The organism is Pseudomonas alcaligenes, assembly GCF_041729615.1.
GTDB lineage: Bacteria > Pseudomonadota > Gammaproteobacteria > Pseudomonadales > Pseudomonadaceae > Aquipseudomonas > Aquipseudomonas alcaligenes_B.
Genome location: NZ_CP154874.1, coordinates 314,272 through 340,886 on the forward strand (window position 1 = coordinate 314,272; position 26,615 = coordinate 340,886).

Genomic DNA, 26,615 nt, shown 5'->3' on the forward strand with positions numbered 1-26,615 from the left:
CACGAAGCTGCGAATAATTTTCATTTAATTCGATTGCGCGGACATGATAGTGCCCTGCCCCGCGTCCGGGGCAGAGGTATCAACAGCTATGCGGGGATCGAGCCGCCGATCTCGCGCACCGCGTCCTGGGTGGCGCGGTCGCGGGCTTCGCCGGTGAGTTCGCTGAGGCGACCGCCATCCATCTTCAGCAGACGGTCGGCCTGGTCGAAGTAGTGGTCGTCATGGGTGATGGCCAGGATGGTCTTGCCGGCGGCCTTCAGCTGCGGCAGCAGCTCGCGGTAGAACAGGCGGCGGAACAGCGGGTCCTGGTCGGCGGCCCATTCGTCGAGAATCAGGATGTCGCGCCCTTCCAGCATCGCCAGCATCAGCGCCAGGCGCTTGCGTTGGCCCTGGGAGAAGCGCGTGTCGGCCAGCCGCCCGTTGGCGAAACGCACCTTGTGGCGCAGGCGCAGGCGCTCGAGCCATTGCCCGACCAGCGACTCCTCGACCTCTGTACCGGCCGGGCCGAGCAGGCGGGCGAACAGGTGGAAGTCGGTGTAGACGCTGGCGAACAGCTGCCGATACGCCTGCCATTCATGGGGCTGCACCACGCGGCCGTCCAGGCGGATTTCACCTGCGGCCGGGCGATGCAGGCCGGTGAGCAGGCGCGCCAGGGTCGATTTGCCGCTGCCGTTGCCACCGACCAGGAACACCAGCTCGCCACGGCGCAGCTCCAGGTCGACGGGGCCGACATCGAAACCGGCCTCGTCGCCCTCGCCCGGATAACGGTATTCGACACCGGCCAGCTGCAGGCTCTGCCACTCGCCGAGACTCTCGACCGCCGCGATCTCGGCGGTTTCCGGCGCCAGTTCCAGGGTTTCCAGCTTGTCCAGTGAGATACGCGCGGCCAGCAGGCTGGGCAGCGCGGCGACGGAGGCAACCATCGGCGCGCGCAGGAACAGCACGGTCAGGGCGAAGGTCGCGGCGATCTCAGCCGGAGCCCAGCCCAGGCCGCTGGCGCAGAAGAACACCAGGCCGATGCTGCCCAGCACCATGGCGTTGGCCCAGTTGCCGGCCAGGCCATTGAAGATGTCGGCGCGGGTGACGTTGTCGCGGTAGGCACGGGCGTCGCGGTCGAACTCCTCGTCATAGAGCAGGCGCGCGCGGTCACGGTTGAGCGCCAGTTCCTTGCGGCCGTCGATGATCGCCTGGTAGTCCTGATACAGATGGTCCTCGGCCTCGCGCAGCAGGCGGATGTGCTGGTTGACCTTGCCGACGAAGAACCAGCCCACCAGCAAAGTCAGGCCCAGCCAGCCAGCGGTGACACCGAACAGCGCTGGCGACAGCCAGGACAGGTAGGTGAAGGCGGCGATGCTGAGGATCAGGCCGTAGGTCAGCTCCGGCAGGTAGACGAAGGCAATGGTGATGTTGCGGATGTCACTGGACAGGCTGGCGAGGATGCGAGCGCCGCCGGTCTGCTCCAGGCGCTCGATATCGGTGTCCAGCACCCGCCGCACCAGGCTGCGGCGCAGACGGTAGACGAAGCGGTGGCCAAGGGTGTGCAGGGCCACCTGCCCTGCCCCGGAACACAACAGCAGCGCCGCCAGCAGGCCGAGGAAGCTCAACAGCGTGGTCGCCAGCGCGCCGTCGATGCGGATCAGCTTGAGGTTGATGAAGGCGATCACGCCGACGCTGAGCATCGCGCTGCACAGGCTGAGCAGAACGATGCCGGAGAGCGGCAGGCGGTTGTCGCGGAACAGCAGCTTGAGCAGTTTCATGGCGGGTCCAGAACGGCGGAAATCAGGCTGCCTCGGGTTCGAGGCGGCTGCGGCAGTGACTCAGGGCGTCACGCAGGAGGAAATGCACCAGGGTTGGCGAGGCGCTGAGATGGCTGGCTACCTCGCGCTGGCTGTAGCCTTCCAGCTGGCTCATGGTGAATACGGTACGGGTACGCTCGGGCAACTCGCCCAGCGCGTGCTGCAGACGCTGCCATTCCAGCTGGCCGATGGCGCGCTGCTCGGGGCCGGACTGCGGTGCGGGCAGCTCGTCGAGCAGCTCCTCGTCGGCACTGTAGCGGCCCTCCAGGTTCTGCCGGCGCAGGCGGTCGATGGCCAGGTTGCGCACCATGCGGAACAGGTAGCGCAGCGGGTCTTCGATGGCATGGCGCTCGCCGCTCTCCCACAGCTTGAGGAAGGCGTCGTGGACCACGTCTTCGGCACGTGCGCGACAGCCGAGTACGCCTTGGGCGGCGTCTGTCAGGGTGCGTCGATGCTCGGCATACAGGCTCTCCAGAGCCCGCTGATGGATTTTCGCGGCCAGCCGCAAGGCGGCTGTACCCTGTTCTCCCAAGCTGCGATACGACCCCATCGGCCTGTCCTCGGCTGCAACGTGATGCGCATCTTAATGATAATATTTATCAATACAAGCCTATACTCACATTCTCCGCGCAAAAGAAAACGCCGCACTGAGGCGGCGTCTTGCAGAATCAGGCACCTGGCGTCAGGTGTCGAGCGTCATCACCACCCGCCCACCGGCTGGACAGGTTTCCATGAAACGGTTGGCTTCGACGAAGTCCTCGAAGGCAAACGACTTGGCGATACTCGGCTTGAGCAGGCGGTCGGCGGTCATCTGGTTGATCCGCTGCAGGGCACGCTGCACCGCCGCTTCGTCGCGTTCCAGACCCAGTTCGGGCTGGCCGGTGAAATCCAATACGCAATGGCGGAAGAACTGCAGGTGCTTCTTGAACGCCGCGCAGGCCGGGAACGCCGCGTCGTTGCCGCCGTTGACGCCGTAGAGGATCAGCTTGCCGCGGGTCGCCGCGACATCGCCGAGCAGCTTCATCTGCGGCCCGGCGCACTGGTCCAGCACCACCTCCACGCCTTTGCCATCGGTGAAGCGCTCCACCTCCAGCACCAGGTCCTGCTCCTCGGTATCGATCACCTTGTCGGCACCCAGTTCGCGTAGATAGGCCCGGGTATCGCCCTCGCTGGTGGCGGCGATCACCACGGCGCCGAGCGCCTTGGCCATCTGTACCGCCTGCGGTGCCAGGCAGTGGGCCGCCTCGGTGATCAGCACGCGCTGTCCCGGCTGCACATCGGCCAGCTCGACCAGGGCAAAGTACGCCAGCATGTAGGGTGAGTAGTGCACGGCGGCTTCGGCCGGGCTGAGCACATCCGGATAACGGGCCAGGGCTCGGCGCGGCATCAGCACCAGGTCGCCCCAGGCCGGATACTGGTTGGGGCTGAAGGACGGGAAGCTGGCGACCGCCATGCCGGGGGCGAGATCCTCGACGCCGGCACCGACGGCCTCGACCACCCCGGACAGCTCGAAGCCCACGCCAGCGGGCAGCTGTGCGGCCTGGTCGGGCGCCAGGTTCTGCCGCCACAGCACGTCGCGCCAGCCCACGCCGAGCGCCTGGGTGCGCACCAGCACCTCGTCGTGCCCCGGTTTCGGGGTCGGCACATCCTCCAGACGCAGCACGCTGGCATCGCCGAACTGGTGGAAACGGATCATGCGGGACATCACACACCTCGCCTTCATATCTCTATGGCCACGGACTCTATACGGGCTTTTCCGGCAAGACTACCCGCCACTATCGATAGTCACCATAAATAGCGATGATCCGCCAGCGCTTCCGGTTCAGCGCCGGGCTTGACGCCGGCGCGCCGCACCCGCACCTTTCACGGATTCCCGGATGGAAGCTGAACATGAACCGCAACGACCTGCGCCGTGTCGACCTGAACCTGCTGATCGTGTTCGAGACGCTGATGCACGAGCGCAGCGTGACCCGCGCGGCGGAGAAGCTGTTCCTCGGCCAGCCGGCGATCAGCGCCGCCCTCGCCCGCCTGCGCAGCCTGTTCGATGATCCGCTGTTCGTGCGTACCGGGCGCAGCATGGAACCCACCGCGCGGGCCAACGAAATTTTCGCCCTGCTCTCCCCGGCGCTGGACTCCATCTCCACCGCCGTCAGCCGCGCCACCGATTTCGACCCGGCCACCAGCAGCCAGGTATTTCGTATCGGCCTGTCCGATGACGTCGAGTTCGCCCTGTTGCCGCCGCTGCTACGCCGCCTGCGCGCCGAGGCGCCCGGCGTGGTGCTGGTGGTGCGCCGCGCCAACTACCTGTTGATGCCTGGGCTGCTGGCCTCCGGGGAGATCTCGGTGGGCGTCGGCTACACCGAGGAGCTGCCGGCCAACGCCAAGCGCAAGGTACTGCGCCGCAGCAAACCCAAGCTGCTGCGTGCCGACAGCGTGCCCGGGGCGATCAGCCTGGATGACTTCTGTGCCCGCCCGCATGCCCTGGTGTCCTTCGCCGGCGACCTCACCGGCTTCATCGACGAGGAACTGGAGAAGCTTGAGCGCAAGCGCCGGGTGGTCCTGGCGGTACCCCAGTTCAACGGTCTCGGCACCCTGCTGGCCGGCACCGACATAGTCGCCACCGTACCGGACTACACCGCCGCTGCCCTCACCGCCGCCGGCGGCTTGCGTGCCGAGGATCTGCCGCTGCCCTCACGCACCTTCGAGCTGCACATGGCCTGGCGTGGCGCCCAGGACAACGACCCGGCCGAGCGCTGGCTGCGCTCGCGTATCCAGATGTTCTGCGGCGATCCGGACAGCCTCAACTGACCCAGGTGGCGCTCTGGCACGGGCGCTGCCTCAACTATCAACGCGAACGAATGAATCATCATTCCGCGTGATAGTCATCTTCGGATGGTTCGATTCGTGCCTTCAAACTCCGCCGCGCAGACTCCGCCCATCCACAAATCCGACTGGCGGAGTCAAACATGGAACAGTCATTCAATCTCTCCTGGCGCCTGCCCCTGGCCGTTGCCGCGGCCCTGCTGCTGAGTGCCTGCGGCAAGGGCGAGGAAGTGAGCCAGCAGATGCCGGCCGCCAAGGTCAGCGTCGCCGAAGTGATCGAGCAGCCGATCAACGAATGGGACGAGTTCACCGGCCGCCTGGAGGCGCCCGAGTCGGTCGAGGTGCGGCCACGCGTCTCCGGCTATATCGACAAGGTGGCCTTCGACGAAGGCAGCCTGGTGAAGAAAGGCGACCTGCTGTTCCAGATCGACCCGCGCCCGTTCCAGGCCGAGGTCAAGCGCCTGCAGGCCCAGCTGCAGCAGGCCCGCGCCAGCCAGACCCGTGCCGCCAACGAGGCCCGTCGTGGTGAGCGCCTGCGCCAGAGCAACGCCATCTCCGCCGAACTGGCCGATGCCCGCGCCAGCGCCGCCACCGAGGCCCAGGCCGCGGTCGCCGCGACCCAGGCCGAGCTGGACAACGCGCTGCTCAACCTCAGCTTCACCCGCATCACCTCGCCGATCGACGGCCGCGTTAGCCGCGCCGAGATTACCGAGGGCAACCTGGTCGGCGCCGGCCAGTCGCTGCTGACCACCGTGGTTTCCACCGACAAGGTCTACGCCTACTTCGACGCCGACGAGCGCGTGTTCCTCAAGTACGTCGAACTGGCCCGCCAGGCCGGCAGCGATGCCCGCGGCGCCAGCCCGGTGTATCTCGGCCTGTCCAGCGAAAGCGGCCACCCGCATGAGGGCCAGCTGGACTTCCTCGACAACCAGGTCAACCCGCGCACCGGCACCATCCGTGGCCGCGCCGTGTTCGACAACCGTGACGGTCGCTTCACCCCCGGCCTCTATGCCCGCCTCAAGCTGGTCGGCAGCGGCACCTACCCGGCCGCGCTGATCAAGGACGAGGCGGTCGGCACCGACCTGGGCAAGAAGTTCGTCCTGGTCCTCGACAAGGACAACGCCGTGCAGTACCGCGCTATCGAGCTCGGCCCTAAGCTGGAAGGCCTGCGCATAGTGCGCCAGGGTCTTGCCAAGGGCGAGAAGATCGTGGTCAACGGCCTGCAGCGCGCCATGCCCGGCGCCATCGTCGACCCGCAATCCGTGCCGATGGCCGACGAGGCCACCCTCGCCCAGTTGGCGCGCCTGCGCCAGGCCGTGGATGGCCGCGACGCCCCGCGCGTAGCCGAGCAGCAAGCCAAGTCCAGCAACGCGCCGCGCGGCTGAGGTAGAACCCTATGAACTTCTCCCAGTTCTTCATCAAGCGGCCGATCTTCGCCGCCGTGCTGTCCCTGCTGGTGCTGATCGCCGGTGCGATCTCGCTGTTCCAGCTGCCGATCAGCGAATACCCGGAAGTGGTGCCGCCCACCGTGGTGGTGCGCGCCAACTTCCCCGGCGCCAACCCCAAGGTGATCGGCGAGACCGTCGCCTCGCCGCTGGAGCAGGCCATCACCGGCGTGGAGGGCATGCTCTACATGTCGTCGCAGTCCACCGCCGACGGCAAGCTGACCCTGACCATCACCTTCGCCCTCGGCACCGACCTGGACAACGCCCAGGTGCAGGTGCAGAACCGCGTGACCCGCACCATGCCGACCCTGCCCACCGAGGTGCAGCGCCTCGGCGTGACAGTGGACAAGGCCTCCCCGGACCTGACCATGGTGGTGCACCTGACCTCGCCGGATCAGCGCTACGACATGCTCTACCTGTCCAACTACGCCGCGCTCAACGTCAAGGACGAGCTGGCGCGCCTGGACGGTGTTGGCGACGTGCAGCTGTTCGGCATGGGCAACTACTCGCTGCGCGTGTGGCTCGACCCGAACAAGGTGGCCTCGCGCAACCTCACCGCCTCGGATGTGGTCGCCGCGATCCGCGAGCAGAACCGCCAGGTCGCCGCCGGTGCCCTCGGCGCGCCGCCCTCGGACGCCGGCAACAGCTTCCAGCTGTCGATCAACACCCAGGGCCGTCTGGTCAGCGAGGAAGAGTTCGAGAACATCATCATCCGCGCCGGCGACGACGGCGAGATCACCCGCCTCAAGGACATCGCGCGCATCGAACTGGGTTCCAGCCAGTACGCGCTGCGCTCGCTGCTGAACAACCAGCCGGCCGTGGCCATCCCGGTGTTCCAGCGCCCCGGCTCGAATGCCATCGAGATCTCCGACTCGGTGCGCGCGCGCATGGCCGAGCTGAAGCAGAGCTTCCCGCAGGGCGTGGACTACGAGATCGTCTACGACCCGACCATCTTCGTCCGCGGCTCCATCGAGGCGGTGGTGCACACCCTGCTCGAAGCCATCGTGCTGGTGGTGCTGGTGGTGGTGCTGTTCCTGCAGACCTGGCGCGCCTCGATCATCCCGCTGGCCGCCGTGCCGGTGTCGCTGATCGGTACCTTCGCGGTGATGCACCTGTTCGGCTTCTCGCTCAACGCCCTGTCGCTGTTCGGCCTGGTGCTAGCCATCGGCATCGTGGTGGACGACGCCATCGTGGTGGTGGAGAACGTCGAGCGTAATATCGGCCTCGGCAAGTCGCCGGTGGAAGCTACCCGCCAGGCCATGAAGGAAGTGACCGGCCCGATCGTCGCCACAGCGCTCGTTCTTTGCGCCGTTTTCGTGCCGACCGCCTTCATCTCCGGCCTTACCGGGCAGTTCTACCAGCAGTTCGCGCTGACCATCGCCATCTCCACGGTGATCTCGGCGTTCAACTCGCTGACCCTGTCGCCGGCCCTGGCCGCCGTGCTGCTGAAGGATCACCACGCGCCGAAGGACCGCTTCTCCCGCGTGCTCGACAAGTTGTTCGGTGGCTGGCTGTTCAACCCGTTCAACCGCTTCTTCGACCGCGCCAGCCATGGCTACGTCGGCACCGTGAAGCGCGTGCTGCGCGGCAGTTCGATCGCCCTGCTGGTCTACGGCGGCCTGCTGGTGCTCGGCTACCTGGGCTTCTCCAGCACCCCGACCGGTTTCGTGCCGCAGCAGGACAAGCAGTACCTGGTGGCCTTCGCCCAGCTGCCGGACGCCGCCACCCTCGACCGTACCGAGGCGGTGATCAAGCGCATGTCGGAGATCGCCGGCAAGCACCCGGGCGTGGAGAACACCGTGGCCTTCCCGGGCCTGTCGATCAACGGCTTCACCAACAGCCCGAACAGCGGCATCGTCTTCACCCCGCTCAGGCCGTTCGACGAGCGCAGTGATCCGTCGCTGTCGGCCAACGCCATCGCCGCCGAGCTGAACGCCCAGTTCGCCGAGATCCAGGACGCCTACATCGCCATCTTCCCGCCGCCGCCCGTGCAGGGCCTCGGCACCATCGGTGGCTTCCGCCTGCAGATCCAGGATCGCGGCAGTCTGGGCTACGAGGAGCTGTACGCGCAGACCCAGAACATCCTCAACAAGGCGCGCCAGTTGCCGGAGTTGAACCCCATGTCGGTGTTCACCAGCTACCAGGTCAACGTGCCGCAGATCGACGCCAATATCGACCGCGAGAAGGCCAAGACCCACGGCGTGGCCATCAGCGACATCTTCGACACCATGCAGGTGTACCTGGGCTCACTGTACGCCAACGACTTCAACCGCTTCGGCCGCACCTACCAGGTCAACGTCCAGGCCGACCAGCAGTTCCGCCTGGAGCCGGAGCAGATCGGCCAGCTCAAGGTGCGCAACAACCGCGGCGAGATGATCCCGCTGTCCACCTTCGTCAAGGTCGACAGTGCCTCGGGCCCGGACCGGGTGATGCACTACAACGGCTTCCTCACCGCCGAGATCAATGGCGCGGCGGCGCCGGGCTACAGCTCCGGCCAGGCCGAGGCGGCGATTGCCAAGCTGCTGGACGAAGAGCTGCCCAACGGCATGACCTACGAGTGGACCGAGCTGACCTACCAGCAGATCCTCGCCGGCAACACTGCGATCTTCATCTTCCCGCTCTGCGTGCTGCTGGCCTTCCTGGTACTGGCCGCCCAGTATGAGAGCTGGAGCCTGCCGCTGGCGGTGATCCTGATCGTGCCGACTGTGCTGTTCTCCGCCATCGTCGGGGTGATCCTGGTCGGCGGCGACAACAACGTGTTCACCCAGATCGGCCTGATCGTATTGGTGGGCCTGGCGTGCAAGAACGCCATCCTCATCGTCGAGTTCGCCAAGGAGAAGCAGGAAGAAGGCCTGGATCGCATCAGCGCGGTGCTGGAGGCCTGCCGCCTGCGTCTGCGCCCGATCCTGATGACCTCCATCGCCTTCATCATGGGCGTTGTGCCCCTGGTGCTCTCCAGCGGTGCCGGCGCCGAGATGCGCCATGCCATGGGCGTGGCGGTGTTCAGCGGGATGATCGGCGTGACCTTCTTCGGCCTGCTGCTGACCCCGGTGTTCTACGTACTGATCCGCGCCTTCGTGGAGAAACGCGAAGCGAAGAAAGCCGCTCGCCTGCAGGAGGTGCATGCATGAAGCCGTTGATTCCCGCTCTGCTCGCCCTCGCCGTCAGTGCCTGTGCCGTCGGCCCGGACTACCGGGCGCCGGACACCACGCCGGCGCGCATCGAGGCCCTGGAGGCCGGCGACTACGACCGCACCGACTTCGAGGCGGCCTGGTGGCAGCAGTTCGACGACCCGACCCTGAGCCAGCTGGTCCAGCAGTCGCTCAAGGAAAACCGCGAGCTGCGTGTGGCCTTCGCCCGCCTGCGCGCCGCCCGGGCTATCCGCGACGATGTCGGCAACGACCAGCTGCCGGTGATCACCAGCCGCGCCAGCGGCGAGTTCGGCAAGGCCCAGCAGCCGCCCACCAGCGAGCAGCGCATCCGCCAGGAGCGCTACGACCTGGGCCTGGACATGGCCTGGGAGCTCGACCTGTTCGGCCGCATCCAGCGCAGCATCGAGGCCAGCGAGGCGCAGAGCGAGGCCGCCGAGGCCGAGCTGTACCAGCTGCAGGTGAGCCTGATCGCCGAGCTGGTGGACGCCTACGGCAACCTGCGCGGCGCGCAGCTGCGCGAACGCATCGCCCGCGACAACCTGAAGAACCAGAGCCAGTCGCGCGCCCTCACCGAGCAGCTGCGCGACGCCGGCATCGGCAGCGAACTCGACGTGCTGCGCGCCGATGCGCGCCTGGCCGCCACCGAGGCCAGCCTGCCGCAGCTGCAGGCCGAAGAGGCGCGTGCCCGTCACCGTATCGCCACCCTCCTCGGCCAGCGGCCCGAGCAGCTGAGCGTCGACCTGTCGCCCCGGCCCCTGCCGGTGATCGCCAAGGCCCTGCCGATCGGCGATCCCGCCGAGCTGCTGCGCCGCCGTCCGGACGTGCGCGTCGCCGAGCGCCAGCTGGCCGCGGCCACCGCCAATGTCGGCGTGGCCACCGCCGACCTGTTCCCGCGGGTCAGCCTCTCCGGCTTCCTCGGCTTTACCGCCGGCCGCGGCTCGCAACTGGGCGCGGCGGCGGCCAATGCCTGGGGCGTGGCGCCGACCATCAGCTGGGCGGCCTTCGACCTGGGCAGCGTGCGCGCCCGCCTGCGCGGCGCCGAGGCCGACGCCGACGGCGCCCTGGCCAGCTACGAGCAGCAGGTGCTGCTGGCCCTGGAAGAGTCGGAGAACGCCTTCAGCGACTACGCCAAGCGCCAGCAGCGCCTGGTCTCGCTGGTGCGCCAGGTCGAAGCCAGCCGCGCCGCGGCCGAGCAGGCGGCGGTGCGCTACCGCGAGGGCACCGAGGACTTCCTCGTGCTGCTCGACGCCGAGCGCGAGCGCCTGGCCGCCGAGGATGCCCAGGCCCAGGCCGAGATCGAGCTGTACCGCGGCACAGTCGCCATCTACAAGGCGCTCGGCGGCGGCTGGCAGCCCAGCGCCTGAACCCTACCTCCTGGGCCGACACCGCCCTTTGTCGGCCAACCCTTGTCCCCGCGGTCCAGCTCCTGGCCGTGGGGATTTTTTTACCAGCTCCGGCCGGGTTAGGATCGCGGCATGCCTTCAGTTCGGAGGCGACAATTCAAGGAAGGTCGATGAAAAAGCTCGCGCTGTCCCTGCTCTGCCTGTTCGCCCCGCTGGTCCACGCCGAACCGGCCCTGACCGAAGCCAATATCCGCGCGCTTTACGCTGACATGACCGCGGCGGCCACGCAGCGCGACATCGAGGCCACCCTGGCGCACATGAGCGAGGACGTGCGCATCCACATCTCCGCGCCCAAGGGCAGCCTGGAGCTGGACGCGACCCAGTACCGCCAGCTGCTCAAGCAGGGCTGGAGCAGGCTGGACAGCTACCGCATGGAGGTGGACATCGAATCGATCGAGATCGCCGAGGACGGCCAGAGTGCCACGGTCACCGATACCACCCAGGAAACCCTGTCGATGGGCGGCCACGAGATGAGTACCGGCATGCAGGAAGTCGCCAGCCTGCGCCTGATCGACGGGCAGCCGAAGATCACCCGCATCGAGGCGACCATCAAGCCCTGAGTCACTCGCCTTCCGGCACGCCCTGCCAGCCGCCGCCCAGGGCCGCGATCAGCTGCACGCTGGCGGTCAGGCGGCTGCCCTGCAGGGTCAGGCGGGTGCGTTCGTTGGCCAGCGCGCTGGCCTGCACGCTGACCACGTCGGTGAACTCCACGGTGCCGGCCTTGTACTGGTTGAGGATCAGTCGCAGCGACTCGCGGGCGGCGTCCAGCGCCTCCTGCTGCACCAGCGCCTCGCGCTCCAGCACCGCCAGCTGCACCAGGTAGTCCTCCACCTCGCGGAAGCTTTCCAGCACCGTCTGCCGGTAGTCGGCCACCGTCTGGTCGTAGCTGGCCTCGGCCTGCTCGACCTGCGAGCGGATCAGGCCGCCGTCGAACAGGGTCATGGCGAAGGCCGGGCCGATGGACCAGAAGCGGTTGGGCGAGCTGATCCAGTCGTCCAGGCCGCCGCTGCGGTAACCGCCACTGGCACTCAGGCTCAGCTGCGGGTAGTAGGCGGCCTCGGCCACGCCGATCTCGGCGTTGGCGGCCATCACCCGGCGCTCGGCGGCGGCCACGTCCGGGCGCCGCTCCAGCAGGCTCGACGGCAGGCTGACTGGTACGGCGGGCAGCGCCGGCACTTGGCCGCGCACCGCCAGCTCGAACGCCGACGGCGCCACGCCCACCAGCACGGCGATGGCGTGTTCCAGCTGCGCGCGCTGGTATTCCAGGTCCACCGCCTCGGCCTCGGTGCCCTTGAGCTGGGTCAGCGCCTGGGTCACGTCGGACTTCGGCACTATGCCGGCCCGGTACTGGTTCTCGGCGATGCGATAGGCCTGCTTGTAGGCCGCCACCGTCTCCTCGAGCAGGCGTTTCTGCTGATCCAGCACGCGCAGCTGCAGGTAGTTCTGCACCAGCTCGGACTGCTGGCTGAGGCGCACGGCGGCAAGGTCGGCGGCGCTGGCGTCGAGGCCGGCGTTCTCCGCCTCCAGCTGGCGGCGCAGCTTGCCCCACAGGTCCAGTTCCCAGCTCACGCCCAGGCTGGCCTCGTAGGTCTTGGATACCTGCGAGGCGTTGGCGCCGCTGACGCTGACCCCGCCGCTGGTGCCGATGGTGCTGTCGCCGCCGCCCTGCCCGGCGCGGGTCACCCCGCTGTTCAGGCCCAGGGTCGGGAAGAAGGCCGCGCGCGCGCCGCGCACCAGGGCGCGGGCCTGGCGGTACTGGGCCTCGGCACTGGCCAGGCTCTGGTTGTTGGCGTTGAGGCGCTCGACCAGCGCGTCCAGCTCGGCGTCGCCATACAGCTTCCACCAGTCGCCGCGCAGCGCAGTGTCGGCCGGTGCCGCGGCCTTCCAGCCGGCGGCCTGCTTGAACTGTGCCGCGGCGGCACTGTCCGGGCGCCGGTAGTCCGGGCCGACGGCACAGCCGGCCGCCAGCAGGGCGAGCAGCAAGAGGGAAATGCGGGGCAAGGCAGGTTTCATAGCGGAGTTTCCAGGGCGGCGTCGCTGCGTACGCCGCGCCAGCGGTTGACCCGATGGCGCAGGCGGTCGAGGTACAGGTAGACCACCGGGGTGGTGTAGAGGGTGAGGATCTGGCTGAGGATCAGCCCGCCGACGATGGCCAGGCCCAGCGGCTGGCGCATCTCGGCGCCCTCGGCCTGGCCGAGCAGCAGCGGCAGCGCGCCGAGCATGGCCGCCAGGGTGGTCATCAGGATCGGCCTAAAGCGCAGCAGGCAGGCGCGGCGGATCGACTCCTGCGGGCTCAGCTGTTCGCTGCGCTCCAGTTCCAGGGCCAGGTCGATCATCAGGATGGCGTTCTTCTTCACCACGCCGATCAGCAGGAACAGGCCAAGCAGCGAGATCAGGCTGAACTCGCCGCCGGTCAGCAGGATCGCCAGCAGCGCGCCGACCCCGGCCGAGGGCAGCGTGGAGAGGATGGTCAGGGGGTGGATGTAGCTCTCGTAGAGGATGCCGAGGACGATGTACACCACCAGCAGCGCGGTGAGGATCATGATCGGCTGGCCCTTGGCCTCCTTCTCGAAGGCTCCGCCGGTACCGCCGAGCAGGCCCTGCACTTCGGTGGGCAGGCCGACCTCGGCCACTGCCCGGCGGATCGCCGCGTTGGCCTGCTCCTGGGTCACCTCGGGGGCTAGCGAGTAACCGATGTTCTCGGCGGCGAACTGGCCCTGGTGGTTGACCCGGTCCTCCTCCAGGCTGCGCTCCCAGCGGGCGAAGCTGGACAGCGGTACGCGCGCGCCATCGGCGCCGATCACCTGGATCTGGTCCAGCGCCTCGGGATACTGGGCGTACTTCGGATTGATCTCCATCACCACGCTGTACTGGTTCAGAGTGTCGTAGATGGTGGAGATCTGCCGCTGACTGAAGGCGTTGTTCAGCACGCTGCTGATCATCGCCATGTCCACGCCCAGGCGCTGCGCGGTGACGCGATCGATGACAAGGCTGATCTGCTGGGCGCCCTCGCCTTCGTTGGCATCGATATCGGTCAGTTCGGGCAGTGCCGCCAGCGCGTCGCGCACCCTGGGCAGCCACTGGCGGAGCAGCTCCAGCTCGCTGGCCAGCAGCACGTATTCGTTCTCCGAGCTGCGCCCCTGGCGCCCGCCGAACTGCAGGTCCTGATCGGCCATCAGCATCAGCCGCGCCCCGGGCACCTTGGGCAGGTTCTCGCGCAGCCGGTCGATCACCTGCTGGGCCGACTGCTCGCGTTCGCCGATGGGCTTCAGGCGGATCACCAGGAAGGCGTTGTTGATACCGCTCTCGCCGCCGATGAAGCCGGCCACGCTGTGGATCGCCGGGTCCTCCAGCAGGCCGCGGCGGAAGGCTTCCATCTTCGGCTGCATGACCTGGAAGGACAGGCCGTCGTCGCCGCGCACGAAACCGATCAGCTGGCCGGTATCCTGCTGCGGCATGAAGGTCTTGGGCACCTCGACGAACAGGTAGACGTTGAGGCCGATCGTCGCCAGCAGGCTGAACAGGGTCAGCCGCGCATGGCGCAGGGCCCAGTCCAGGCTGCGCCCGTAGAAGGCCAGCAGGCGTTCCTGCGCCCGCGCGCCGAGGCGGGCCAGGCGCCCGGGGGCGCGCTCCTGGGGCTCGGCCTTGAGCCAGCGCGCGCAGAGCATCGGCGTCAGGGTCAGCGACACCAGCATGGAGATCAGGATCGCCACCGTCAGGGTGATGGAGAACTCGCGGAACAAATTGCCGACGATGCCGCCCATGAACAGGATGGAGAGGAACACCGCGACCAGCGACAGGTTCATCGACAGCAGGGTGAAGCCGACCTCCTGGGCGCCCTTGTAGGCCGCCGCCAGCGGCTTCTCGCCGGCCTCAATGTGCCGCGAGATGTTCTCCAGCACGACGATGGCGTCGTCCACCACCAGGCCGGTGGCGATGATCAGCGCCATCAGCGACAGGTTGTTCAGCGAGAAGTCCAGCAGGTACATCACGGCGAAGGTGCCGACCAGCGACACCGGCACCGCCAGCGCCGGGATCAGCGAGGCGCGCCAGCGCCCGAGAAACAGGAACACCACCAGGATCACCAGGCCCACGGCGATCAGCAGGGTGCGCTCGGCCTCGTGCAGGGTGGCGCGGATCACCGGCGAACGATCCATCGCCACTTCCAGCTCGGCGCTGGCCGGAATCACCGCCTGCAGGGCCGGCAGCTCGGCACGGATGCCCTCGATGGTCTCGATGATGTTGGCGCCCGGCTGGCGGTTGACCACCAGCAGCACCGCCTGCCGGTCGTTGTAGAAGCCGCTGTTGTAGCGGTTCTCCACCGAGTCGCGCACCGTGGCCACGTCGGCCAGGCGCACGGCGGCGCTATTCTGGTAGCGGATGATCAGGTCCTGGTACTGGGCGGCGCGCTCCAGCTGGTCGTTGGCCTGGATCTGCCACTGCCGCTCGGCATCGGCCACGTCGCCCTTGGGGCGGTCGACATTGGCGCTGGCGATGGCGCTGCGCACCTCGTCGAGGGCGATGCCGTACTGGTCGAGCAGGCGGGGCTCCAGCTCCACGCGCACGGCCGGCAGCGAGCTGCCGCCGATCTGGATCTGCCCCACGCCCTGCACCTGCGCCAGCGTCTGCGCGATCACCGTGGAGGCCAGGTCGTACAGCTGGCTCTTGTCCAGCTGCGGCGAGGTCAGCGACAGCACCATGATCGGCGCCTGCGAGGGGTTGAACTTGCGGTAGGTCGGCATGCGGCGCATGCCGCTGGGCAGCAGGTTGCGCGCCGCGTTGATGGCCGCTTGCACCTCGCGCGCGGCCGCCTCGACGTCGCGGCCGATGTTGAACAGGATGATGATGCGCGTGTTGCCCTGGCTGCTGCGGCTGGTCATCTCGCTGATACCGGCGATGGTGCCGAGCGAGCGCTCCAGTGGTGTGGCCACGCTGGAGGCCATGGTCTGCGGGCTGGCGCCGGGCAGGCTGGCGTCGACCACAATGGCCGGAAAATCCATGTTCGGCAGCGGCGCCACCGACAGCAGGCGGAAACTCACCGCGCCGAGCAGCAGGATGGCCAGGCTCAGCAGCAGGGTCGCCACCGGACGGCCGATAAAGGGCGCGGAAAGGTTCATGGCGCCAGCACCACCCCCGAGGCGCTGCGGCCGAGCAGGCGCCGGGAGAGGCGATCGAAGGCCAGGTAGATCACCGGCGTGGTGAACAGCGTCAGCACCTGGGATAGCAGCAGGCCGCCGACCATCACCAGGCCCAGCGGCTGGCGCAGCTCGGCGCCGGAACCCGAGGCCAGCATCAGCGGGATGGCGCCGAACAGCGCGGCCAGGGTAGTCATCAGGATCGGCCTAAAACGCAGCAGCGCGGCCTGGTAGATGGCCGCCTCGGGCGCCATGCCCTGCTGGCGCTCCGCCTCCAGGGCGAAGTCGATCATCATGATGGCGTTCTTCTTGACGATGCCGATCAGCAGGATGATGCCGATCACGGCGATCAGGCCCAGGTCGTTGCCGGTCAGCAGCAACGCCAACAATGCGCCGACCCCGGCCGAGGGCAGCGTGGAGAGAATGGTGATCGGGTGGATATAGCTCTCGTAGAGCACGCCCAGCACGATGTACATGGTGACGATGGCCGCCAGGATCAGCAGCAGGGTCGAACTGAGCGAGGCGCGGAAGGCCTCGGCGGCGCCCTGGAACTGGGTCTGGATGCCGGCCGGCAGGCCGATACGCTGCTTGACCTGATCGATCGCCGCCACCGCCTCGCCCAGGGCCACGCCCGGCGCCAGGTTGAACGACACGGTGACCGCCGGGAACTGGCCGATATGGTTGACCAGCAGGCTGGCCGGACGCTGCGTGACGCGGGCCAGCGCGGCCTGCGGCACCTGGCCGCCACTGGCGGTGGCCACATGGATGCGCTGCAGGGCCTGCGGGCCCAGCTCACCGGCGCCTTCGCTCTCCAGCACCACGCGGTACTGGCTGGCCTGGGTGAAGATGGTGGAGATCTGCCGCTGGCCGAAGGCGTCGTACAGCGCATCGTCGATGCTGGACACGCTCACGCCCAGGCGCGAGGCGGCGTCGCGGTCGATCTCGAGGAACACTTGCAGGCCGCGGTTCTGCAGGTCGCTGGCGACGTCACGCAGCTCCGCCTGCTCGCCCAGCGCGGCGAGCAGCCTGGGCGTCCACTCCTCCAGCAGCGCGCCGTCCGGCGACTCCAGGCTGAACTGGAACTGGGTACGGCTGACCCGGTCCTCGATCGACAGGTCCTGCACCGGCTGCAGGTACAGGGTGATACCCGGCACCCTGGCCAGCTCGGGGCGCAGGCGCTCGATCACTTCGCTGGCGCTGACGTCACGCTCGGCATGCGGCCTGAGGTTGATCAGCAGGCGCCCGCTGTTCAGCGTCGGGTTGTCGCCGTCCACGCCGATGTAGGACGACAGGCTGACCACGTCCGGGTCGCGCAGGATCACTTCGGCCAGGCGCTGCTGGCGCTCGCTCATGGCCCTGAAGGAAATCGACTGCGGCGCCTCGGAGATGCCCTGGATCACCCCGGTGTCCTGCACCGGGAAGAAGCCCTTGGGCACGGCCAGGTAGAGCAGCACGGTGAGCGCCAGGGTGCCGATGGCCACCAGCAGGGTCAGGCCCTGGTGGCGCAGGGTCCAGGTCAGGCCCAGGGCGTAGCGCGCGATCAGGCCGTCGATCAGGGCGCCCGCCGAGCGGTAGAAACGCCCCTGCTGCTGGTCCTTCTCGGCCTTGAGCAGGCGCGCGCACATCATCGGCGTCAGGGTCAGCGACACCACCAGGGAAATCAGGATGGCCACCGCCAGGGTGATGGCGAACTCGCGGAACAGGCGCCCCACGACATCGGCCATGAACAGCAGCGGGATCAGCACCGCGATCAGCGAGAAGGTCAGCGAGATCAGGGTGAAGCCGATCTGCCTGGCGCCCTTGAGCGCGGCATTCAGCGGCGTCTCGCCCTCCTCCAGGTGACGGGCGATGTTCTCCAGCATGACGATGGCGTCGTCCACCACGAAGCCGGTGGCGATGGTCAGGGCCATCAGCGTCAGGTTGTTGATGGAGAAACCGGCCAGGTACATCACCGCGAAGGTGCCGATCAGCGACAGCGGCACAGCGATGGAGGGAATTACAGTGGCCGAGACCTTGCGCAGGAACAGGAAGGTCACCAGCACCACCAGGGCGATGGCCAGCACCAGCTCGAACTGCACGTCGCTGACCGCCGCGCGGATCGTCTGGGTGCGATCGGTGAGCACCTTGACCTCCAGGCTGGCCGGCAGCGCGGCGGTGATCTGCGGCAGCAGCGCCTGCACGCGGTCGACCACCTCGATGACGTTGGCACCGGGCTGGCGCTGAATGGTCAGCAGCACCGTCTCGTTGCGGTCGGCCCAGGCCGCCAGGCGCTCGTTCTCGGCGCCGTCGACCACCGTGGCGACATCGCGCAGGCGCAGCGCCGCGCCGTTCTCGTACTTGAGGATCAGGTCGAGGTATTCCACGGCCGACTTGAGCTGGTCGTTGGCGTCCAGCTGGGAGACCCGGGTCGGGCCGTCGAAGTTGCCCTTGGGCTGGTTGACGTTCTGCGCGGCGATCAGCTGGCGCACGTCAGCGAAGCTCAGGCCATGGCTGGCCAGGGCCTCGGGATCGACCTTGATGCGCACCGCCGGGCGCTGGCCGCCGGCCAGGCTGACCAGGCCGACGCCGCTGATCTGCGCGATCTTCTGCGCCATGCGCGTGTCGACCAGGTCGTGCACCTCGGTCAGCGGCAGGGTCGGCGAACTGATCGCCAGGGTCAGCACCGGGGTGTCGGCCGGGTTGACCTTGTTGTACACCGGCGGCGCCGGCAGGTCGTCCGGCAGCAGGTTGCTGGCCGCGTTGATGGCCGCCTGCACCTCCTGCTCGGCCACTTCCAGGTCTACCTCGAGTGAGAAGCGCAGGGTGATCACCGAGGCGCCGCCGGAGCTGGCCGAGGACATCTGCTTCAGGCCCGGCATCTGGCCGAACTGGCGCTCCAGCGGCGCGGTCACCGAACTGGTCATCACCTGCGGGCTGGCGCCCGGATACAGTGTCAGCACGCGGATGGTCGGGTAGTCCACCTCCGGCAGCGCCGAGACCGGCAGCAGGCGGTAGGCGATCAGGCCGGTGAGGAAGATCGCCACCATCAGCAGCGTGGTGGCGACCGGACGCAGGATGAACAGGCGCGAGACGTTCATGCGCCCTGCTTCTGCGCGGCCTGGCCCTGCGGCTGGGCGAGGGCGCCGGGCTCGCCGATCACCTCCACCTCGCTGCCGTCCTTGAGCCTGTCGGTGCCTTCCAGCACCAGGCGCTCGCCGACCTTGACGCCCTCTTCCACCAGGCTGGTGGCGCCGTCGCTGGCGGCGATGCGCACATCGCGGAGCTGCACCTTGTCATCCTGGCCGACGACGAACACGAAGGTGCCGCGCGCGCCGTACTGCACGGCGGCCGAAGGAATCAGGGTGGCCTGCTGGCGGGTCTCCACGCGCAGACGAACATTGACGAACTGATTGGGAAACAGGCCTTCGCCGGCATTGGCGAAGCGCGCCTTGAGCTTGACCGTGCCGGTGGCCACGTCGATCTGGTTGTCCAGGCTGTGCAGCACGCCTTCGGCGAGCAGCTGCTGCTCGCCACGGTCCCAGGCCTCTACGCGCAGCATCTGGTTGTCGCGCACCCTGGCCAGCACCGGCGGCAGGTCCTTTTCCGGCAGGGTGAAATTGACCGCGATCGGCTCGACCTGGGTGATCACCACCAGCGGCGTGGTGTCGCCGCTGCCGACCAGGTTGCCGACATCCACTTGGCGCAGGCCCAGGCGCCCGGAAATGGGCGCGCGGACCTCGGTGAAGTCCAGGTTCAGGCGGGCCTCGGCCACCGCCGCCTGGTTGCTCTTGACCGTGCCACGGTACTGGCCGACCAGCGCCGCCTGGGTGTCCAGGGTCTGCTTGGCGATGCTGTCCTCGGCGTACAGGCCCTGGTAGCGGGCCAGGTCGACTTCGGCATTCCTGAGCTGCGCCTGGCTCTGCGCCAGCGCGCCCTCGGCCTGCTGCAGCGCCACCCGGTAGGGGCGCGGATCGATCTGCGCCAGCAGGTCGCCGGCCTTGACCAGCTGGCCCTCCTCGAACAGCACCTTGACCAGTTGGCCATCCACGCGCGGGCGCACGTTGACGGTATTCAGGGCAGTGACGGTACCCAGGGCCTTGAGCTCGACGTGGAAGTCGCCCTGGCCGACCTCGGTCAGGCGCACCGGCGTCGGGCCATCCCAGGGCCCCTCTGGCTTCTCTTGTTCCGGGCTGTCGCCAGCGGGCAGCAGCCACCAGAGCAGCAGGCCGCCGAGCAGCACGGCGGAGCCGACCAGCCAGGGACGTGAGAAGCGCGAAGCGGAGGGAAAATCGGACATGGTGCGGAATCACTTGCCTGGGGAGGATGAACGATAAGTACTCCCAGCAACCAGGCAAAGGGTCTTTACCGCCTATTTACCCTAGTTTGACGTAACAAGACGTTAGGAATTTAGCCGCTCGCCAATAAAAACGGCCTGCACAAGGCAGGCCGTCGGCAGCGCAGGCGCGCCTTACTTCAGCGCGGCCAGGGCGGCGGCGTAGTTCGGCTCGTCGGCGATCTCGCCGACCAGCTCGCTGTGCAGCACCTTGCCCTGCTCGTCCAGCACCACCACGGCGCGGGCGGCGACGCCGACCAGCGGGCCGCTGGCGATGGCCACGCCGTAGTCCTTGAGGAAGCTGGCGCCACGCATGGTCGAAAGGTTGATCACCTTGTCCAGGCCCTCGGCCCCGCAGAAGCGCGCCTGGGCGAACGGCAGGTCGGCGGAGATGCAAAGCACCAGGGTGTTGGGCAGCGCGCTGGCCTCGGCGTTGAACTTGCGCACCGAGGTGGCGCAGGTCGGGGTGTCGATGCTCGGGAAGATGTTCAGCACCTTGCGCTTGCCGGCCAGGCTGGCCAGGGTCACATCGGACAGGTCCTTGCCGACCAGGCTGAACGCCGGGGCCTGCTGGCCGACCTGCGGCAGCTGGCCGTCGACCTGAACCGGGTTGCCCTTGAGGGTTACTTGAGCCATGGGATGTTTTCCTTGTGGTGAAGCCGGGTTGTCCGGCGAAACCCCTGCAGTCTGAACAGGCGCAAGGCCGCCGGCAACCCGGCTAGGCGCTGGCCTGCTGCAAAGGCTGTGGATTGGGGTGGAAGAACACGTGCTCGCGGATCGGCCCCACGGCCACTTCGCCGATCTCCTGGTAGCCCTGGCGCTTGTAGAACTCCAGGTAGTGCGGGTTGCCGGTATCGAGCACCACGCCCTGCGAGCCGGCATCCTCGGCGCACCAGTCGTGCAGGGCACCGAGCAGTTGCTCACCGAGGTGCTGGCCCTGGAACTGCGGGTGCACGCCGAGCAGCGGCAGCACGTGGTAGGGCCCAGGCGGCAGGCAGGCGAGCACCGCGTCGTGGTATTCCAGGTAGCGTTTGGTGCAGCGGAAGCCGGTGGTCATCAGCATGCGCAGGCGCCAGCCCCAGCTCTCGGTGATGTCCAGCCGGCGCACCGGCGGGGCGATCAGGGCGATGCCGACCAGGCGCTCCTCGATCAGCAGGCCGATGGCCGGCAGTTCCTCGGTGAAATGCTGCTGCACCAGCTCGCGCACGGTGGCGCGCACGCGCTGGTCGAAGCCGGGCCGCTCACTCTCGAACAGGTAGGCGAAGGTCGGATCGTGGCGGTAGGCGTGGTACAGCAGCGAGCGTGCCTCGCGGACGTAGCCATGGTCGAGCAAGCGAACTTCGGCGGTACGATGGGGCATCGGGCTGACCTCGGTTGTTGTAGGTTTTGCGGGCCAGCTGCCACGTTAGCACCGGCACTGTGGACCTGCCAGGCGCTGGCCGCCGCCCCGGTGCTGGGCTAGCATCGGCCTTTTCTTCCGCCGGTAGCTTTCCATGAAGATCGTTTCCTTCAATATCAACGGCCTGCGCGCCCGCCCCCACCAGCTGCAGGCGCTGATCGACAAGCACCAGCCAGACGTGATCGGCCTGCAGGAAACCAAGGTGGCCGACGAGCAGTTCCCGGAAGACGAGATCCGCCAGCTCGGCTACCACGTGCACTACCACGGCCAGAAGGGCCACTACGGCGTCGCCCTGCTTTCGCGCGAAGCGCCGCTGGAGCTGCACAAGGGCTTTCCCGGCGACGCGGAAGATGCCCAGCGGCGCTTCATCTACGGCACCTTCAGCGACAAGCAGGGCAACCCGGTGACGGTGATGAACGGCTACTTCCCGCAGGGCGAGAGCCGCGACCACCCGACCAAGTTCCCCGGCAAGCAGCGCTTCTACGAGGACCTGCAGAGCCTGCTGGAAACCCGCTTCACGCCGCAGCAGGCCCTGGTGGTGATGGGCGACATCAACATCAGCCCGGAGGACTGCGACATCGGCATCGGCGAGGAGAACCGCAAGCGCTGGCTGAAGACCGGCAAGTGCAGCTTCCTGCCCGAGGAGCGCGAATGGCTGGCCCGGCTCAAGGGCTGGGGGCTGGTGGACAGCTTCCGCCAGCTGCATCCGCAGGTGAACGATCGCTTCAGCTGGTTCGACTATCGCAGCCGCGGTTTCGAGGACGACCCCAAGCGCGGCCTGCGCATCGACGTGATCCTCGCCAGCACACCGCTGCAGGCGCGCTTCAAGGACGGCGGCATCGACTACGAGCTGCGCGGCATGGAGAAACCCTCCGACCATGCGCCGATCTGGCTGGAGCTGAGCTGAAGCCGGGCCCGCTGTAACCTGCCTGAAATCATTCCGACTTAATCTGCGCGGCACCCGCAAAGCCCTCTAGCACAAGGTGTCTGCCACATGTCGCGCGACCTGCCCGTCTCCGAACGGCACTCCTGGAGCCATGCCTATGGCTGGCTCCTGCTCGGTTTCATCTGCTATGCCCTGCCCTGGTCGGTATTCGCCGCCGAAGCCACCACCCTGCTGCGCCTGCAGGGCTCCAACACCATAGGCGCCAAGCTGGGCCCGGCGCTGATCGGCGGCCTCTACCAGAGCCAGGGCCTGAGCAATGTGCGCATCGCCCCCGGGGCGGCGGAGAACGAGCAGCTGGTGCTCGCCGAGGACAAGCTGGGCCGCCCCCTGCAGAGCCTGGTGGCCGCGCATGGCTCGGGCACCGGCTTCGTCGCCCTGCAGGACGGCAGCGCCGACCTGGCCGCGTCCTCGCGCCCGATCAAGGATGCCGAGGCCGCCAGCCTGCAGGCCCTCGGCGACATGCGCGGCATAGACGCCGAACAGGTGATCGCCATCGACGGCCTGGCCATCATCGTCCACCCGCGCAACCCGGTGCAGGCGCTGACCACCGAGCAGCTGGCCGCCGTGTTCGCCGGCGAGATCAGGGACTGGGGCGCCCTGGGCGGCCAGCCCGGCGCCATTCGCCTGTATGCCCGCGACGACAAGTCCGGCACCTTCGACACCTTCAAGGAGCTGGTTCTGGCCGCCCATGGCAAGAGCCTGGCAGCCGGCGCCCAGCGTTTCGAATCGAGCACTCAGCTGTCCGACCAGGTCAGCCAGGACCCGGACGGCATCGGCTTCATCGGCCTGCCCTACGTGCGCCAGAGCAAGCCGCTGGCCATCGCCGACGGCCAGTCACAGCCGATGCTGCCCAGCACCACGCTGATCGCCACCGAGGACTATCCGCTGTCGCGACGCCTGTTCCTGTACAACCCGCCGGGCACGGCCAACGAGTGGGTCAATGCCCTGGTGCAGTTCGCCCACAGCCCCGCCGGCCAGGCCATCGTCGAGCAGAGCGGCTTCATCCCGCAGACCGTGCAGGCGGTCGAGGTCGAGCCCAGCGCCGGCATGCCGGCCGACTACCGCAGGCTGGCCAGCGAGGCCAAGCGCCTGTCGGTCAACTTCCGCTTCCAGGAAGGCAGCGCCGAGCTGGACAACAAGGCCAGGCGCGACGTGGCACGGGTGCTGGAGTACCTCAAGGCCAACGACAAGCTGCGCCAGAAGGCCGTGCTGGTCGGCTTCGGCGACCCGAAGAACGACCCCGCGCGCGCCGCCCTGCTGTCCAAGCTGCGGGCCATGGCCGTGCGCCGCGACCTGTCCAAGGGCGGCGTGATCTTCCGCGAGATCACCGGCCTCGGCGAGCAGATGCCGGTGGCGGCCAACAGCGGCGACGAGGGCCGCATGAAGAACCGCCGGGTGGAAGTCTGGGTGTACTGAGCCATTTGCCGCCTGCGGCGACTGGCACTAGCCTTGACCCTGATGGCCACCGCTCGCCAGAGCCGGCATGCGGCCATCAGTGACGCCGGGCCCCTCTGGCGGCGCCCCCACGCCGCGATGTCGGAGTCACTGTCGATCAGGCAGCGACGGAGGGGCCCATGGATCAGCTACTCGACTTTCTCAACACCCCCATGCTCGGCACGGCCACCTGGCTGTGGCTGAGCTTCCTCGGCATCGTCATCGCCCTGCTGGTACTCGATCTCGGCATCCTCCATCGCGACCAGCACGAGATCGAGATGCGCGAGAGCCTGCTGCTGTACAGCGGCTACTTCAGCGTCGGCGTGCTGTTCGGCCTGTGGGTCTGGCACGAGCTGGGCGCGCAGAGTGCCCTGGAGTTCTACACCGGCCTGCTGGTGGAGCAGTCGCTGTCGATGGACAACGTGTTCGTCATGGCGATGATCTTCGGCTTCTTCGGCATACCCCGGCGCTACCAGCACCGGGTGCTGTTCTGGGGCATCCTCGGGGTCATCGTGCTGCGCGCCATCATGATCGGCCTGGGCACGGCGCTGGTGCAGCGGTTCGACTGGATTCTCTACGTGTTTGGCGCCTTCCTGCTGTTCACCGGGGTGAAGATGCTGTTCAGCCGCGAGGAGCAGCACCCGGACCTGGCGCAGAATCCCCTGCTGCGTTTCCTGCGCCGGCATATCCGGGTGACCGATGAACTGCACGAGGGGCGCTTCTTCGTGCGCAAGCGCCCGGAAGGCGCCACGCATCATCTGCTCTACGCGACACCGCTGTTCCTCGCCCTGGTGCTGATCGAGCTGGCCGACCTGGTGTTCGCCGTGGACAGCGTGCCGGCGGTGTTCGCCATCACCCAGGACCCGTTCATCGTCTACACCTCGAACATCTTCGCCATCCTCGGCCTGCGCTCGCTGTACTTCGCCCTGGCCGCGCTGATGCACCGCTTCGTCTACCTGAAGTACGCCCTGGCGCTGGTACTGGTGTTCATCGGCGGCAAGATTTTCCTGCACGGTTTCATCGGCAAGATTCCCGCCCTGCTCTCCCTTGGCGTAACCTTCGGCCTGCTGGCCGGCGGCGTGCTGCTGTCGCTACTGAGAACTCGCAATCGCCACGAGCAGGAGTCCTGATGGAAGTGCGGATCGACAGGCTGGAACGCAAGGGCCGGATACTCTGGCAGGTGCAGATGGGCCGGCGCAGCCTGACCTTTCATGAGGAGCTGGCGGCGCGCACCTTCGCCGCCCAGCTGCATTTGCGCCTGGGCTGGCTGAACCAGAAGAGCCTGGCCGAGGACGGCAAGGAAGGCTGAAACGAACGCAGCACTGCTCCCCTCTCCCGTTTACGGGAGAGGGGCTGGGGGAGAGGGTAAGAATCCGCAACCCGACCAAGCCCCCTCTCCCTGGCCCTCTCCCCGAGGGGAGAGGGGGCAGTCGGCATCCGATTAGCCAGAAACGACGAGGCCCGCAGATGCGGGCCTCGTGCATTGCCATCGCGGTCAGCGGCTGGCTTTCATCACGTCACGCGGCACGTACTTGCCCACTTCGTACTTGCCGATGGCCGCACGGTGCACCTCGTCCGGGCCGTCGGCCAGGCGCAGGGTGCGCTGCATGGCGTACCAGTAGGCCAGCGGGAAGTCGTTGGACACACCGGCGCCGCCGTGGATCTGGATGGCGCGGTCGATCACGTTGAGCGCGACGCTGGGCGCCACCACCTTGATCTGGGCGATCTCGCTGGCGGCCACCTTGTTGCCCACGGTGTCCATCATGTACGCGGCATTCAGGGTCAGCAGGCGGGCCTGGTTGATCTCGATGCGCGAATTGGCGATGTGGTCGATGTTGCCACCCAGGCGCGCCAGCGGCTTGCCGAAGGCGGTGCGACTGACGGCGCGCTTGCACATCAGTTCCAGCGCGCGTTCGGCCATGCCGATGGAGCGCATGCAGTGGTGGATGCGGCCCGGGCCGAGGCGGCCCTGGGCGATCTCGAAGCCGCGGCCCTCGCCGAGCAGCACGTTCTCATAAGGCACGCGGACGTTCTCGAACACCACCTCGGCGTGGCCGTGCGGGGCATCGTCGTAGCCGAACACCGGCAGCGGGCGGACGATCTTCACACCGGGGGTGTCGCTCGGCACCAGGATCATCGAGTGCTGCTGGTGGCGCGGCGCGTCCGGGTTGGTCAGGCCCATGAAGATCATGATCTTGCAGCGCGGATCGCAGGCGCCGGAAGTCCACCACTTGCGGCCGTTGATCACCCACTCGTCGCCATCGCGCACGGCGTTGGCCTGCATATTGGTGGCGTCCGAGGAGGCCACGCCCGGCTCGGTCATGGCGAAGGCGGAGCGGATCTCGCCGCTCAGCAGCGGCTCCAGCCACTGCTTCTTCTGCGCCTCGCTGGCGTAGCGCACCAGGGTCTCCATGTTGCCGGTGTCCGGCGCGGAGCAGTTGAACGGCTCGGCGCCGATCAGCGAACGGCCCATGATCTCGGCCAGCGGCGCGTATTCCATGTTGGTCAGGCCGGCGCCGTACTCGGATTCCGGCAGGAACAGGTTCCACAGCCCCTCGGCCTTCGCCTTGGCTTTCAGCTCCTCCATGATCGCGGTCGGCTGCCAGCGGTCGCCCTGGTTGACCTGCTCTTCGAACACGGCTTCGGCCGGGTAGACATAGGCTTCCATGAACGCGGTGACGCGCTCACGCAGTTCCTGAACCTTGGGGGAATAGGCGAAATCCATGGGGACACCTTGGTGGTTGGCTTCGATGTGGAATGATGCTAGAAC

General features: G+C 67.8%; 19 protein-coding genes. 9 read left to right on the plus strand and 10 right to left on the minus strand.

Annotation, left to right across the window (positions count from 1 at the left end; translation table 11 throughout):
* Nucleotides 1–86: 86 nt before the first annotated feature.
* The 3 genes from AAG092_RS01490 to AAG092_RS01500 form a co-directional block, all read right to left on the minus strand.
* The gene (locus AAG092_RS01490) at nt 87–1,757 is read right to left on the minus strand and encodes a multidrug ABC transporter permease/ATP-binding protein (protein WP_373388229.1); all 1,671 of its coding nucleotides are present in this window, start codon (nt 1,755–1,757) and stop codon (nt 87–89) included.
* A 22-nt stretch (nt 1,758–1,779) separates the two neighbouring features.
* A complete protein-coding gene (locus AAG092_RS01495) occupies nt 1,780–2,304 on the minus strand; it encodes a sigma-70 family RNA polymerase sigma factor (RefSeq protein ID WP_258371551.1) in 525 nt (174 codons plus the stop codon).
* 174 nt (nt 2,305–2,478) lie between these two features.
* Complete coding sequence (locus AAG092_RS01500) at nt 2,479–3,501, minus strand: zinc-dependent alcohol dehydrogenase family protein (protein WP_110683113.1); 1,023 nt, start codon at nt 3,499–3,501, stop codon at nt 2,479–2,481.
* A gap of 185 nt (nt 3,502–3,686) precedes the next feature.
* Here AAG092_RS01500 and AAG092_RS01505 point away from each other — a divergent pair, with 185 nt between their 5' ends.
* The 5 genes from AAG092_RS01505 to AAG092_RS01525 all read left to right on the plus strand — a co-directional run bounded on the left by AAG092_RS01505 (nt 3,687) and on the right by AAG092_RS01525 (nt 11,179).
* On the plus strand, nt 3,687–4,604 hold the full coding sequence (locus AAG092_RS01505; RefSeq protein WP_110683114.1) for a LysR family transcriptional regulator: 918 nt from the start codon (nt 3,687–3,689) through the stop codon (nt 4,602–4,604).
* 158 nt (nt 4,605–4,762) lie between these two features.
* On the plus strand, nt 4,763–6,004 hold the full coding sequence (mexE, locus tag AAG092_RS01510; RefSeq protein ID WP_373388231.1) for a multidrug efflux RND transporter periplasmic adaptor subunit MexE: 1,242 nt from the start codon (nt 4,763–4,765) through the stop codon (nt 6,002–6,004).
* A gap of 11 nt (nt 6,005–6,015) precedes the next feature.
* Nucleotides 6,016–9,195, plus strand: coding sequence for an efflux RND transporter permease subunit (locus tag AAG092_RS01515; protein WP_373388233.1), 3,180 nt, complete (start codon nt 6,016–6,018; stop codon nt 9,193–9,195).
* Nucleotides 9,192–10,580 carry an efflux transporter outer membrane subunit gene (locus tag AAG092_RS01520; protein ID WP_373388234.1) on the plus strand — a complete coding sequence of 463 codons (1,389 nt, stop codon included), beginning with the start codon at nt 9,192–9,194 and terminating at the stop codon, nt 10,578–10,580. The genes AAG092_RS01515 and AAG092_RS01520 overlap by 4 nt, the downstream gene beginning before the upstream one ends.
* 149 nt (nt 10,581–10,729) lie before the next feature.
* Nucleotides 10,730–11,179 carry a nuclear transport factor 2 family protein gene (locus tag AAG092_RS01525; protein WP_373388235.1) on the plus strand — a complete coding sequence of 150 codons (450 nt, stop codon included), beginning with the start codon at nt 10,730–10,732 and terminating at the stop codon, nt 11,177–11,179.
* Between the two features lies 1 nt (nt 11,180).
* On the opposite strand, the gene AAG092_RS01530 is transcribed toward AAG092_RS01525, so the two are convergent.
* The 6 genes from AAG092_RS01530 to AAG092_RS01555 form a co-directional block, all read right to left on the minus strand.
* Entirely contained in the window at nt 11,181–12,632 is a 1,452-nt protein-coding gene (locus AAG092_RS01530; RefSeq protein ID WP_373388236.1) for an efflux transporter outer membrane subunit, read from the minus strand.
* Nucleotides 12,629–15,736 (minus strand): efflux RND transporter permease subunit, encoded by a 3,108-nt coding sequence (locus AAG092_RS01535; protein ID WP_373388238.1) that lies wholly within the window; start codon nt 15,734–15,736, stop codon nt 12,629–12,631. The genes AAG092_RS01530 and AAG092_RS01535 overlap by 4 nt, the downstream gene beginning before the upstream one ends.
* Nucleotides 15,733–18,831, minus strand: a complete 3,099-nt coding sequence (locus tag AAG092_RS01540) for an MdtB/MuxB family multidrug efflux RND transporter permease subunit (protein ID WP_373388240.1) — start codon at nt 18,829–18,831, stop codon at nt 15,733–15,735. The genes AAG092_RS01535 and AAG092_RS01540 overlap by 4 nt, the downstream gene beginning before the upstream one ends.
* Nucleotides 18,828–20,030 carry an MdtA/MuxA family multidrug efflux RND transporter periplasmic adaptor subunit gene (locus AAG092_RS01545; RefSeq protein WP_373388241.1) on the minus strand — a complete coding sequence of 401 codons (1,203 nt, stop codon included), beginning with the start codon at nt 20,028–20,030 and terminating at the stop codon, nt 18,828–18,830. The genes AAG092_RS01540 and AAG092_RS01545 overlap by 4 nt, the downstream gene beginning before the upstream one ends.
* Nucleotides 20,031–20,201: 171 nt before the next feature.
* Entirely contained in the window at nt 20,202–20,702 is a 501-nt protein-coding gene (gene tpx / locus AAG092_RS01550) for a thiol peroxidase (protein ID WP_373388242.1), read from the minus strand.
* Between the two features lie 82 nt (nt 20,703–20,784).
* Complete coding sequence (locus AAG092_RS01555) at nt 20,785–21,426, minus strand: GNAT family N-acetyltransferase (protein ID WP_110683124.1); 642 nt, start codon at nt 21,424–21,426, stop codon at nt 20,785–20,787.
* A 133-nt stretch (nt 21,427–21,559) separates the two neighbouring features.
* On the opposite strand from AAG092_RS01555, the gene xthA reads away from it, so the two are divergent.
* The 4 genes from xthA (at nt 21,560) to AAG092_RS01575 (ending at nt 25,154) form a co-directional block, all read left to right on the plus strand.
* Nucleotides 21,560–22,372 (plus strand): exodeoxyribonuclease III, encoded by an 813-nt coding sequence (gene xthA / locus AAG092_RS01560; protein ID WP_373388243.1) that lies wholly within the window; start codon nt 21,560–21,562, stop codon nt 22,370–22,372.
* 87 nt (nt 22,373–22,459) lie between these two features.
* Entirely contained in the window at nt 22,460–23,827 is a 1,368-nt protein-coding gene (locus AAG092_RS01565; RefSeq protein ID WP_373388244.1) for a substrate-binding domain-containing protein, read from the plus strand.
* Between the two features lie 158 nt (nt 23,828–23,985).
* Nucleotides 23,986–24,975 (plus strand): TerC family protein, encoded by a 990-nt coding sequence (locus AAG092_RS01570; RefSeq protein ID WP_373388246.1) that lies wholly within the window; start codon nt 23,986–23,988, stop codon nt 24,973–24,975.
* Nucleotides 24,975–25,154 carry a hypothetical protein gene (locus AAG092_RS01575; RefSeq protein WP_309146487.1) on the plus strand — a complete coding sequence of 60 codons (180 nt, stop codon included), beginning with the start codon at nt 24,975–24,977 and terminating at the stop codon, nt 25,152–25,154. The genes AAG092_RS01570 and AAG092_RS01575 overlap by 1 nt, the downstream gene beginning before the upstream one ends.
* A 186-nt stretch (nt 25,155–25,340) precedes the next feature.
* Here AAG092_RS01575 and AAG092_RS01580 read toward each other — a convergent pair whose 3' ends face one another.
* Nucleotides 25,341–26,570, minus strand: a complete 1,230-nt coding sequence (locus AAG092_RS01580; protein ID WP_373388247.1) for an acyl-CoA dehydrogenase — start codon at nt 26,568–26,570, stop codon at nt 25,341–25,343.
* Between the last annotated feature and the right edge of the window lie 45 nt (nt 26,571–26,615).